The sequence below is a fragment of the Thermococcus sp. genome (assembly GCF_027063845.1).
Classification (GTDB): Archaea; Methanobacteriota_B; Thermococci; order Thermococcales; family Thermococcaceae; genus Thermococcus.
This window is the reverse complement of record NZ_JAMOQU010000017.1, coordinates 1-11,005: the sequence shown is the minus strand read 5'-3', so window position 1 is coordinate 11,005 and position 11,005 is coordinate 1. Positions and strand designations below refer to the sequence as shown.

Below are 11,005 nucleotides of genomic sequence, written 5' to 3'. Positions count from 1 at the left end.
AGGTCAGCGTCAACGAGCATGAAACCACCTCAGTCTATGTACATCCCCTCCAGTCCGCGGTAGTATGCGGTGTATATGTCCTTTTTGGTCACGACGCCGATGAGCCTTCTGTCGTTCGGTCCCCTGACGACGGGGAGGAGGTTCTGGTCGTAGGCCATCAGCTTTTCAAGTGCCGCCTCGGCGGTTTCAGTTGGATACGTGACACCGTACGCCCTGCGGAGGAATCGCCTCACCCTCATTCTCTTCAGCGACGATGGCTTCTTCAGTATGTCCCTGACCCCGATTATTCCGATGACCCTGCCCTCGTTGTCCACAACGGGGAAGCAGTCGTGGCCAGTCTCGCTTATGAGGTGCTCAACGTCGAAGAGCGTCATATCCGCCGTAACGTAGACTGGCTCCCTCGTCATTATCTCCCCGACGGATATCGTCTCTAAGATCACTGGTTTCCCCGTCCTGACGCGGTAGCCCTTCCTGACGAGCTTTAGTGTGTACACGGACTCGCCCTTCAGGAAGAACCTCGCGGTGAGAAAACCCATCGTTGCCGAGGTCATAACAGCTGGAAGAATCGCGTAGCTCCTCGTCAGCTCGGTCACCATCAGAATCTGGGTTATCGGCGCCTGTGTCATCCCGCTGAAGAACGCCGCCATCCCAGCCAGCGCGTACACCGTCGGCATTGCTCCAAGGGAGGGAAACAGCTTGGCGACGACCATTCCGAAGGCGGAACCGAACATGGTGCCTATGTATAGACTCGGCGCGAAGACACCACCGCTGTGACCCGAGCCGATGGTTAGGGCCGTGGCCAGCATCTTCAAGACGCCCAGGGTTAGGAGCAACCATACCGCCAGCTTCCCGTAGAAGGCCAAGTTCATGCCCTCGTAACCAACGCCAAAGATGCCGTAGTTCGGGAAGAAAGCGCCGAGGAGACCCACGCCCAGACCGCCAAGAACAGGTTTAAAGACTTCGGGGACTGGAAGGCGCTCGAAACCCTCGATGAAGGCATAGATAACGCGAACGTAGAGGGCCGCCAGGGCGCCGAGGAGCAACCCCAGAACGAAGAAAAACGGAAGCTCTGGTAGAGTGTGCCCCATTCCTCCTGGAATCTCAACCTCAAAAGCCCTCCTGAGGACGGCGAGTGTGACGGCGTTCCCCGTCACGGAGGCTATGAATATGGGAACGAGGTTTATTGAGAAAGCACCCATGTAAACGACCTCGAGGGCAAACATGGCCCCCGCGAGGGGCGTGTTGAAGGTTCCCGCGATTCCAGCGGCAAGACCGCAGGTTACGAGGAGCTTGCGCATCTCCCTGGAAAGACCAAACCATCTCGCTAAGGCCGAGGTCAAAGCGGCCCCGATGAAGCCGATTGGGCCTTCCCTGCCGACGCTACCGCCCGAGCCTATGGTTATTGAAGTCGCCACTATCTTTGCTATCGCAAAGACACCGCTGATTCTTCCACCTTTGAAGATTACCGCCTCGATGACCTCGGGGATTCCGTTTCCCTTGATATCGGGAAAGCGAACCACAAGCAGGGCCACGAAGAGCCCGCCGATTGCTGGCAGAAGAACGTAGCCGAGATTCAGATGATAGAGGGTAAAAGAGAGGCGCGGGAGGAGCATTCCGAAGAAAAACTTATGAGTGAAGCGTATCATGAGCCTGAACACAACGGCCCCCAGACCGCCAACTACGCCCGCCAGTATGGAAAAGGCCATTACAATGCCCCATTTTCTGAGGTACGCTCCGTTTCCAGAGGTCATCAAATGAATTTAGCGTCTCAAATAAAAAGCTTAAGCTTTTATACCCCCTTCCAGAACCTCTAACGGTGAAAACTATGAAGGTTGAGGGATTCGTTGCTTCGCTCAGAAACGCCGAGACAATCGGCGAGCTCTTCAAGATACTTCAGGAGAAGGGCGCCCCGATAGTCGAGCTCGACGGCCAGAGGTTCCTCATCGTCGTTGAGGGCGACTTCGAGGGAAGACCCTTCTGGACCGAGATAAACGGGGAGAGGGCCAACCAGGCCCTGGGCGATGCCATGCTCAACTCCTCCAGCTTTCCCTTCAAGTGCAGGAGGCCCTACACGGGTGGAAACGTCATCTTCGTGAACTTCGACGACATCGAGGTGGAGAAGTTCCTCGTTGCCTACCGTGACCCTGACTACGGCATCTTTTACCTCGTCGAGGACGGTGAGGCGAGGGAGATAACGAAGGAAGACTACGAGAAGCTCAAAGGGGAGATGCCCGAGTTCAAAGTAAAGTCCATGAGCGACGAGCAGATGGACATGATGGGCGCTTTCTTTGGATGAAAAATAGAGAACTCACTGGGAGCCCTTGAGCTCCTTTATCTTCTCCTTGGTTTCCTGGATGCGCTCGACCTTCCTCGCGACTTTCGTTGCCCTCGCCTCCTCTATTTCCCTTCTGAAGGCCCATTTCAGGAGCGGTGGTGTAATCAACACGGACACCGTTATGAATATCAGCGTCGCCGCTATGAACTCGGGCGCATCCTCGGGGGGAATCGCACCCCCGTGTATGGCCACCATAAGGTCAACGAGCGCAACCTCGGTTCTCGGAATGGAACCGATTCCCATCTGAAGGGACATCCAGAAGTTCTCCTTCGTGAACAGAAAGTCCCTTCCGCGGCCCCAGGCGGTTATCCACGCACCGAAGCCCCTGCCTAAGACCTTTCCAACGACGGCTATCGTGGTGAGGACTGCCGCGAGGACGAGGGCGTTGGCGTTCTTGAAGACTGTGAGGTTCAGCATTGCGCCCGTGTGGACGAAGAAGAACGGTATGAGAAGGCCGTAGCCGATTGCCCTGACGTCGTCCATGAGGCGCTTCCCTTCAGGGAGCTTTGAAAGCACGAGACCCATCATGAAAGCGCCCTCAATGGCCGCGGCAAACCAGCCCTCAGCTAAAGCCGCGAATACAAACATCATCCCAAGGGCCATCCCGAGGACTCCCTTTTCGACGTGCAGTTTCTCGGCGAATTTAATGTAGTAATCAACGAGATACCACCAGATTACACCAGTTATGATGAAGAACAGAACTATCTTGGCCGAAAGTTCAATTAGACTGCCAGAACCAACGGCAAATATAACGAGGGCTATGCCGAGGAAATCGTCCATGACGCTCGCGCTGAGGGAGGCGGCGCCAACCTCGCTCTTGAGGACTCCAAGGTCCATCATGACGCGGACGGTTAGACCTATGCTCGTTGCCGTAAGGAGAACGCCCCCAGCGAAGGCCTCCCTGCTCGGGTAGCCCATCTTCATAAGGACAAACCATCCGAGAACCAATGGAACAAAAACGCCCAGAACCGTTGAAACCGTCGCAGTTAACCCCGTCTTCTTGAGCTTTTCTATGTCAGTATCGAGGGCGCCGAGAAAGAGCAGGAAGATTATGCCCAGCTTGGCGAGGAACTCTGATATCTCAGTGGCTGTCGTCGTAAAGCCCTGACCGCTCACTATGGGGAGGTAGTGGGGAGAAACGAGACCGAAATAAACGAGGTTGCCGAGAACCATACCCATAATGAGCTCTCCAAGGACTCCTGGGAACTCAAAGCGCTCTATAATGGCGTCTCCAATCTTTGCGAGAATCAGCGCGATACCGATTGTGAAGAGCAACCACGTCACTGCTTCCATTGGGCACCACCCACCCTTAGCAGTCTAAGGAGTTCATCTATGAGTATCCTCAGACTGACCTCGCCAACAAGGCGTCCGTCCTCAACGACGGCAAGAACCTGAACGCGATACTTTCTCATCTTCATTAGGGCATCGAGAACAGTCGCGTCCTGTTCTATGGTGAGGGGGTTTTTTTCGGCCATGTCCTCAGCCCTCGTCGCCCCACCGAGGAGGGACTTCATTGTCCTGCTCGTTGTGCCAAGCTTAAACTTGTAGCTCTTCGGGGGAAGGAGAACGTCTATGACGTCGAGGTACCTGATTACACCGAAAAGCCTCATGGTTTCCCTGTTTTCAACCACCCAGACGTGGTGCCTTGTCCTGAGGAGCTTCAGCACGTTGATAATCTCGGCGTCCCGTTCCACAACGGGCAGGGTCTCTGGACGGGGCATTATTGACCTGACCTTCATGGAGTGAAAGGTTTCGAGTGCATTTTCGAGCTCCATCTACCACCACCGCCTAAAAATGAGAAGAAGGATATTTAAGGCTTCGTGGGGAAAAATGTGCATTGGAAACGCTTTTAGGACATTGTACCAGCCCAATGATTCCCAGGAATTCGTATTGGCCCTCCAGAAGTTTTTATCGGCGAGGATTATTCAAGGGTGAAGATTCCGAAGGAAATGAAAAATTTACTTGGAAAGTGCCCCGATGAAGTAGAACAGCAACTTTGCCGCCGTTAGCGCCGTCGGGTTGCCAAGCGTTTCTCCTGCTACCTCCATGATGTCGAAGCCAGCTATTCTCTTGTTCTCAACCAGCCACTCTATAGTCTTTATAACTTCCCAGAAGCCCAGACCGCCTGCTTCGGGCGTTCCCGTCGTCGGGACGAGCGACAGGTCAAAGACGTCTATGTCCACCGAGAGGTAAACAGGCTCTGGAAGGGGCTCAACGAGCTCGACAAAAGAATCGAAGTCGTAGTTCCTCGCGTGAACCCAGCGGATTCCGTTTTTTTCGGCAAACTCGACTTCCTCCCTCGTCCCGCTCCTGATTCCGAACATTGCCTCCCTAACGCCCAGCTCCGCTATCCTTCTCGCAACGCAGGCGTGGTTGTAGGGGTTGTCCTCATAGCTATCCCTAAGGTCGAGGTGGGCATCGAAGACGACGTAGCTTTTGGGTCTTAAAGCTTCAACCGCTCCAAGCGTCTGGGAGTGCTCTCCGCCGAGAAGTATCGGTATCGCGTTCGGGTTCACCTGTTTGAGCTCTTTAATCGTCTCCCTGACTCTGTCAGCGGTTTTCCTCGGGTCGCCAGCTACGACAGCCACATCGCCGATGTCCGCTATCGGGAGTTCAGCTATGTCAACGCCGTAGTCCAGTATGTAGCTCTCAAGGTTCAGCGTTGCCTGCCTGATGAGCGTCGGCCCGAAGCGCGCTCCAGCTTTGTAGCTCGTCGTCCCGTCGAAGGGAACCCCAAGGATGACGTATCTCGCATTCTCAGGCTCAGTTAGCGGGAACTCGAGCTTGAGGGTCTCGTAGGTGTAGAGGAACTCCATACCACCACCTCGCCCGAGATGGAGGAAGGGGTTTTAAAGCTACCTCACAATCATCACGGGCGGTTTGATGTTGCCGACGACCTCTTCAAGGAGGGAACCTATCCTCGTCTTTCCGCTCTTCCCGTAGGCGCCCATAACGACGAGGGAGTATTTTCCTGAGTTCGCCTCCTCAAGGATTCTGTCCTTGGCTGGCCCCTCGACGATTTTAAAGGCGCAGTTGATGCCCTCATTCTGGCCTATTTCAAGGAGCGTCGTTAACAGCTCCTTTATGCTCCTCTTGTTCTCCTCCCACAGGGTCTCTTCGAACTGTTTGATGTCCTCCAGCTTTCCGCTCCTGACACTGGCGTGGAATGCTATCGTCCTGGCCTCCCTTCTGTCGAGGACTGAGAATAGTATCACCTTCGCCCTCTTGCTCCTCGCTATTGCAAATGCGTGCAGAGCGGCCTTCTGGCTCCACTTCGAGCCGTCAACGAGCACGAGTATCCTCATACTATCACCTCACAGTACCACGTACCTCAACCATACAATCACACTTCCAAGGGCAACCGTGCTAATCATAACGACCATACCCACCTTGAGGAAGTCCCCGAAGGTTATCTCGATTCCCTCCCTGTGCGCTATACCGATGACCACTACGTTGGCGCTCGCACCGATGGCAGTCCCGTTTCCACCGAGACAGGCGCCGAGGGAGAGAGCCCACCACAGGGGATACGTGTTGAGGGTTGTTCCCATCGCCTTTATCAGGGGAATCATCGTCGCGGTGAAGGGTATGTTGTCAACCACTGCGCTCGCAAAGGCCGAGAACCACGAGATTAGGAATATCGCCTCGCTCTCGGAGTGAATGTGGTTCATCATCCAGTTTGCAATCTGGGCTATTACCCCCGTCTCGACGAGGGCACCAACGAGGATGAAGAGCCCACCAAAGAAGAAGAGCGTCGCCCACTCTACCTTCTCAAGGGCATACTCTGGCGAGGCCCCGCTCCAGAGCAGGAGCAATGAGGCCCCAGTGAGGGCTATCACAGCTGGCTCAACGCCGAGCCTGTCGTGGAGGAAAAAGCCGACTACCACGAGGCCGATGACGGTTAGGGACTTCCTGAAGAGCTTTCTGTCCTTAATGGCCTCTTTTTCCCTCATGTTCATTATCAAACGGGAGAGCTCCCTTTCCCTCGCGGAGCTGACCTTTATTGCCCCCCTGTAGGCGAGGTAGATTATTCCTATGGTCACGAAGAGGTCAATGAGGGCAATCGGTCCCATGTTGAGTATGAACTCGTTGAAGCTCAAGCCAGCGGCGGAGCCTATCATTATGTTCGGCGGGTCTCCGATGAGAGTTGCCGTTCCACCGATGTTGGAAGCGAAGACCTCCGAGAGAAGGAATGGGACGGGATTGACGTTCATTTTCTTCGTTATGTATATCAGCATTGGGGTGAGGAGCAGGACTGTGGTAACGTTGTCGAGAAACGCGCTTACAACGGCGGTAACAACCGAGAACAGCAGGAGAACGCGCATGGGCTTCCCTTTCGAGAACTTGGCGGTTTTTATGGCTATATACTCGAAGAGCCCGCTTTCCCTTGCAATGTTCACAACGACCATCATGCCAGCGAGGAGCAGTATCGTGTCGAGGTCGAGGTACTCGGGAACCTTCTCCCAGGGAACTATGTTGGTGAGCAGTATAACGGAAGCACCGACCATTGCCGCCACTGTTCGGTGGATTTTTTCGGTTATTATGAAAGCGTAGGTTCCGAGAAACACCGACAGGGCTATGATTTCTGGAGTGTTCATTCTACCGCCCCCTAATAGACTATCACAGGCTTCTCAACCCGCTGGATGATTTTGAAGACGAGGGGAGTGATGTTGTATGTCTTGAGGCCCTCGGACCCAAAGTGCTTTGAAATGACGAGAAGGTCGTACTCCCTCATGGCCTCTTCAACAAATGACGCCTTGTCCCCGAAGATAATTTCGGCAGTAAAATCCAGCCCGAGTTCTGAAAACCGCTTAGAAACCTCCTTAAGAAAGTCCTTCCCAAAACTCGTTTCCTTTTGCTGAAATTCCCTGGCAACGCTCTCCCCAAGGGTCTCCCTGATAACCTCAAAGAGCCCACCGTCAATCAGGTAGACGACCCGAATAATGGCTCCAGGGTAGGAAGTTATAACATCATAAAACTCGTCGGAGGGTCTTCCTGAAAACCTGTCGAAGGCCACGAGGATAGACGAAATAACCGGAATCTCCATTTCTTCCTCGCTCAAAAAGAACTCCCTGTACTCTTTCAGTATCTCCTCGTACCTTGAGCCCGCGATGTAGTTGAACTTCCTAAGTATCAGCTTTCTAATGTCTGGCATTCCTACCCCCGCTTGCTCTCAGGAGAAAAGCCGTTTATATGGATTTTGTTTAATAAAATAACCAGAACAGGGCGAAGATAAAACCAGCTCACTCGCCCCTGACCTTCTTAATCTGAATCCTGCCGAGGGTCTCCCAGTACTCGACGGTGATTCCCTCTTTGAGCTGGTCCTTGACCTCGTCCTCGACGCCGCCCTCGAAGGGAACGTCGTAGAGCTCGTAGGTCTCCATGTCCATAATCTGGACGGTGTCAGGGGTTATCGCGATGACCTGGCCGACGCGCTTGTCGATAATCGGGACGTCAACTTCAGCGCTGGTCGGCTTGACGATACTCCTGACCTTGCCGTCGAAGATTCCAACGGCCTCAATCCTGGCCTTGGCTGAACCGTGCTTTCCTGGGGAAGAAACGGTTATGTTCACAATCCTGCAGGGCTCGCCGTCGATAATTATGTACCTTCCGGGCTTGAGCTTGCTGACCTGAACCTTGGTCTTGTCTCCCATCTCACATACCTCCCGTTAAGCGTTCTGGTTTGAGTTCGGGAAGACGTTTAAAAAATTTTTGAAAAAAGCTCAGCGGCGGCTCTTCAGGAGCACTCCGTTCATCAGGAGGGGCACCAGGAGGACGAGTCCGAGCACCGCGCCGAGCTTAACGGCATCGCTTGAACTCTTGAATGCGTAGTAGAGTGCAAAGATGCCTACAAACGCCAGAAAAGCCATTGAAATCAAAACAATTCCTTTCTTAGAGGACAGGTCCGACTTCAGCACGGGATATGCTTCAATCAGCGCTATTATCGCACCAACGCTGAAGGGAACTGCGAAGAACATGGTCTTGACAGAGCCCAGTGCCATGACTATTGAAATCAATATGCCCACTATTGAAACGCCAGCGAGTCCCTTTGTTCTGCCGAGCTGGGTAACCTCAGAGAGCATCTGGGTTCCCATCTCAAGGAGGACTATTATTGTAGTAAGACCCGCGAAATAGAACGACAGGATGAGCAAGAGCGTTATGGCGCCTGCACCTGGAACGTTGCCCTTGATAATCTGCGGGATGAAGTAGAACACCCTAATTGACTGCGGAAGTGGAGCTGTGCTGTTGGTGGCGTAGGCCTGGAGGGCTCTGAACTGGGAGTAGAGCCTGTACGTCTCCTTCACGCTCAGGTTTGGATTGTGAACGCTCTTCTCAAAGGCCTGGAACGCGGGACCGAGGGAGTACGCCATTGTGTAAGCGACGGCAAAGCTGAGGACTATCTGAAGGAAGAACACGCCTATTAGAACGCGCCTGAAATCAAGCTCTTCTGGAGCAAAACTACCGAGAACGTAGTAAACTCCAGCACCGAGACCGAAGGCGACAATAACTGAAGCAAGAAGCATAATGACGCCCTCAAAGGTGAGTGGCTGGCTGAAGGAGGTTATGCTCGAAACGGCCTGATTCATGTAATACTTCGCCTGCTCGGATGTGACGACGCTCATGGCCTTGCTCCTGATGAGGAGTGTTGAAACAATGGTGAACAGAATCATGAGGACTGATATTCCAGATATGAACTCAAGGGTTCTGCCCTTGGCAAGCATGAGGAGAAGTGCCGCGAGGAGTATTGTTAGAACGGCCAGGGGAACCGTGTACTCGGTGTTGCCCCCAAAGAGATACACAAGACCCCAGCCTGAGGCATAAGCAGTGACACCAAGGATTACAAGCAGGAACATCAGTAGCGTGAATACAACAGCAGGAACCCTCGCAACTTTGAAGAGGAGCTCATAGATGAGGTACCTTGTCTTCTTAGTGCTTTGAGCCTCATTGTATGCCAGGAACAGCGCAACGACAGCCGGAACCAGAGAAATCAGGAATCCCTTGAGACCAAAGACCATATAGTACTTTGGAACCACTAGAAAGCTCCACACACCGAGAATATAGCCCGTAATAAGCAGGGCCATCATCACGTTTACCTTCCTCATTGTAAGCACCCCCATATTTTAGAACGTTCAAAGCATGATGTAATAGATTGTATAAAAACATTGTGCATAGGGAACGCGGAGAAGGAGAGAAATAAGTTCAAAAGTTCAGGAACGCTTCAAAATTGACCAGCACCTCGTTGACGATGGTCCACGCCATTAAGGGCTCACGATAAAGGCTAACCCTTTTTCCCTCAACGGAGCTCCTGAAGTCCCCGTGCGGGAAGCCGCCAACGATTACGAGCGGGTTCTCCAGCCCCGCTAAAACCTCGCCAAAGTCCCTCGGCTTCATTAGCTCTCCATCCTCGTGCATCACAAAGACCCCATCGGGACCAATTTCTTCCACGAGCTCACCCAGCGTTTTCTTCTCGATGCGGAGTAGAGCTAAATCCTTTGGAACGACCCCGTTCTTGAAGAGGCTCTCCATTAAGCCCAGGAAGCGGTTGTAGTTCCTTGGAAGCCTCGTCTCTGGCTTTATGTATATCACCTCGTCGTTCCTCGTATGCACGTAAACCCTTAGCTTCCCCTCCTTGTTGGCTATGCTCTCCAGGGCGTTGAGGAGGCATATGTGCACTATGTCCGGCCTTCCCCTTCTCTCGCCGTCTTCGAGCTTCCTGAGCGCCGCGTGATGATAACTGCCCTCAAGTATCACTTCCCCAGGCTTCTTGCCCCTCCTCCTCGCATAGTTCACAACGGCTGGATGGTCAGCTATCGATTTTGGCACAACCTCAAGCTCCGAATCAGCTATCACCAGATGAAGCATTCTCATCCCTCCTCGGCCTTATTCCCCTCTCCTCAAGGTCGTCGAGGATTCTCCTGAAGGTGTCTATGCGCATACCGAGAATCTCGGGCGGAATGACGCCGAAGATGCAGCTTCCTTCGGCTACAAGCCTCGCTATAGCGGAGGCGGTGTAACCCGTTACGCGCGCCATCGAGGTGAATTCCCTCTCCTCATCGTAGAGGGTGTAGCTTATCGTCCTTCCGGGCTCGCTTCCGATAACTTTCATAATCGAGAAGTCTGGACTATCATAGGTCATCAGCGGGGTTATGACCTCGAGCGTCTTGTCAACGTGTTCCTCCTTGAAGAACCCGAGCTCCCTTAAAACTTTCATCTTCTCAAGGTGCCCCGGCCAGCGGAGCGTCCACTCCTCAAGTTTGTCAACCCTCACGCTTTCGAGCAGGCTTCTCAACCCGTCGCTCGGGAAGGCCTCGAAGGTGAAACCCTCTATTTCCACAGTCTTAATTTCGGAGAGAGGGTCTATCCCCTTAACCTCGCCGTCCCGTATAACCCGCGCCGGCCGGGTGTACTCTTCAATTAAATCCTTAGGTGACCATGTAATTCTGTAATAAAGCGGCGGCTTAGGCTCCTTCGGAAGGCCACCAACGTAGATGTGGCCCTCGCTCATGTCATCGAGCTCGTTCCAGATTCTGCCCATGAGGATGTGGCTCAGTCCCGGGGCAAAGCCCGCATCAAATATCACCGTAACCTGGGCGTTTTCAGCTTCCTCGCGGAGCTCGAGGGGGTTTTCGGGCATAAAGGAGACGTCCACCATGTCAACGCCGGCCTTTATCG

12 protein-coding genes are annotated in these 11,005 nt (G+C 53.5%); 1 reads left to right on the top strand and 11 read right to left on the bottom strand.

From position 1 onward, the window contains the following. Positions 1-29 precede the first annotated feature (29 nt). On the bottom strand, positions 30-1,751 hold the full coding sequence (locus MVO87_RS01150; protein WP_297551924.1) for a chloride channel protein: 1,722 nt from the start codon (positions 1,749-1,751) through the stop codon (positions 30-32). A 74-nt stretch (positions 1,752-1,825) separates the two neighbouring features. On the opposite strand from MVO87_RS01150, the gene MVO87_RS01145 reads away from it, so the two are divergent. Next, positions 1,826-2,296 (top strand): hypothetical protein, encoded by a 471-nt coding sequence (locus MVO87_RS01145; RefSeq protein ID WP_015858052.1) that lies wholly within the window; start codon positions 1,826-1,828, stop codon positions 2,294-2,296. A 12-nt stretch (positions 2,297-2,308) separates the two neighbouring features. On the opposite strand, the gene MVO87_RS01140 is transcribed toward MVO87_RS01145, so the two are convergent. The 10 genes from MVO87_RS01140 to MVO87_RS01095 all read right to left on the bottom strand — a co-directional run. Then, positions 2,309-3,628, bottom strand: coding sequence for a cation:proton antiporter (locus MVO87_RS01140; RefSeq protein ID WP_297515064.1), 1,320 nt, complete (start codon positions 3,626-3,628; stop codon positions 2,309-2,311). Next, positions 3,616-4,110 carry a CBS domain-containing protein gene (locus MVO87_RS01135; RefSeq protein WP_297515067.1) on the bottom strand — a complete coding sequence of 165 codons (495 nt, stop codon included), beginning with the start codon at positions 4,108-4,110 and terminating at the stop codon, positions 3,616-3,618. The genes MVO87_RS01140 and MVO87_RS01135 overlap by 13 nt, the downstream gene beginning before the upstream one ends. A gap of 183 nt (positions 4,111-4,293) precedes the next feature. Next, positions 4,294-5,151 (bottom strand): agmatinase, encoded by an 858-nt coding sequence (gene speB / locus MVO87_RS01130; protein WP_297515069.1) that lies wholly within the window; start codon positions 5,149-5,151, stop codon positions 4,294-4,296. A gap of 39 nt (positions 5,152-5,190) precedes the next feature. Next, positions 5,191-5,640 carry a universal stress protein gene (locus tag MVO87_RS01125; RefSeq protein ID WP_297515071.1) on the bottom strand — a complete coding sequence of 150 codons (450 nt, stop codon included), beginning with the start codon at positions 5,638-5,640 and terminating at the stop codon, positions 5,191-5,193. 9 nt (positions 5,641-5,649) lie between these two features. Then, positions 5,650-6,930 (bottom strand): ArsB/NhaD family transporter, encoded by a 1,281-nt coding sequence (locus MVO87_RS01120; protein WP_297515073.1) that lies wholly within the window; start codon positions 6,928-6,930, stop codon positions 5,650-5,652. An 11-nt stretch (positions 6,931-6,941) separates the two neighbouring features. Continuing rightward, on the bottom strand, positions 6,942-7,487 hold the full coding sequence (locus MVO87_RS01115; protein ID WP_297551922.1) for an adenine nucleotide alpha hydrolase family protein: 546 nt from the start codon (positions 7,485-7,487) through the stop codon (positions 6,942-6,944). 88 nt (positions 7,488-7,575) lie between these two features. Then, positions 7,576-7,986 carry a translation initiation factor IF-5A gene (locus tag MVO87_RS01110; RefSeq protein ID WP_042689148.1) on the bottom strand — a complete coding sequence of 137 codons (411 nt, stop codon included), beginning with the start codon at positions 7,984-7,986 and terminating at the stop codon, positions 7,576-7,578. A gap of 69 nt (positions 7,987-8,055) precedes the next feature. After that, a complete protein-coding gene (locus MVO87_RS01105; protein WP_297551920.1) occupies positions 8,056-9,435 on the bottom strand; it encodes a sodium-dependent transporter in 1,380 nt (459 codons plus the stop codon). Positions 9,436-9,532: 97 nt separating this feature from the next. Next, positions 9,533-10,195, bottom strand: coding sequence for a 16S rRNA methyltransferase (locus MVO87_RS01100; protein ID WP_297516657.1), 663 nt, complete (start codon positions 10,193-10,195; stop codon positions 9,533-9,535). Beyond that, positions 10,173-11,005 (bottom strand): saccharopine dehydrogenase family protein (locus tag MVO87_RS01095; protein WP_297551918.1); only part of this gene is annotated, 833 nt, incomplete at its 5' end. The genes MVO87_RS01100 and MVO87_RS01095, both read right to left, overlap by 23 nt.

Coding starts and splice junctions, on each gene's coding strand:
- MVO87_RS01115 (WP_297551922.1), bottom strand. CDS start 7,487: ATGCCAGACATTAGAAAGCTGATACTTAGGAAGTTCAACTACATCGCG.
- MVO87_RS01120 (WP_297515073.1), bottom strand. CDS start 6,930: ATGAACACTCCAGAAATCATAGCCCTGTCGGTGTTTCTCGGAACCTAC.
- MVO87_RS01110 (WP_042689148.1), bottom strand. CDS start 7,986: ATGGGAGACAAGACCAAGGTTCAGGTCAGCAAGCTCAAGCCCGGAAGG.
- MVO87_RS01100 (WP_297516657.1), bottom strand. CDS start 10,195: ATGCTTCATCTGGTGATAGCTGATTCGGAGCTTGAGGTTGTGCCAAAA.
- MVO87_RS01135 (WP_297515067.1), bottom strand. CDS start 4,110: ATGGAGCTCGAAAATGCACTCGAAACCTTTCACTCCATGAAGGTCAGG.
- speB (WP_297515069.1), bottom strand. CDS start 5,151: ATGGAGTTCCTCTACACCTACGAGACCCTCAAGCTCGAGTTCCCGCTA.
- MVO87_RS01145 (WP_015858052.1), top strand. CDS start 1,826: ATGAAGGTTGAGGGATTCGTTGCTTCGCTCAGAAACGCCGAGACAATC.
- MVO87_RS01125 (WP_297515071.1), bottom strand. CDS start 5,640: ATGAGGATACTCGTGCTCGTTGACGGCTCGAAGTGGAGCCAGAAGGCC.
- MVO87_RS01150 (WP_297551924.1), bottom strand. CDS start 1,751: ATGACCTCTGGAAACGGAGCGTACCTCAGAAAATGGGGCATTGTAATG.
- MVO87_RS01105 (WP_297551920.1), bottom strand. CDS start 9,435: ATGAGGAAGGTAAACGTGATGATGGCCCTGCTTATTACGGGCTATATT.
- MVO87_RS01140 (WP_297515064.1), bottom strand. CDS start 3,628: ATGGAAGCAGTGACGTGGTTGCTCTTCACAATCGGTATCGCGCTGATT.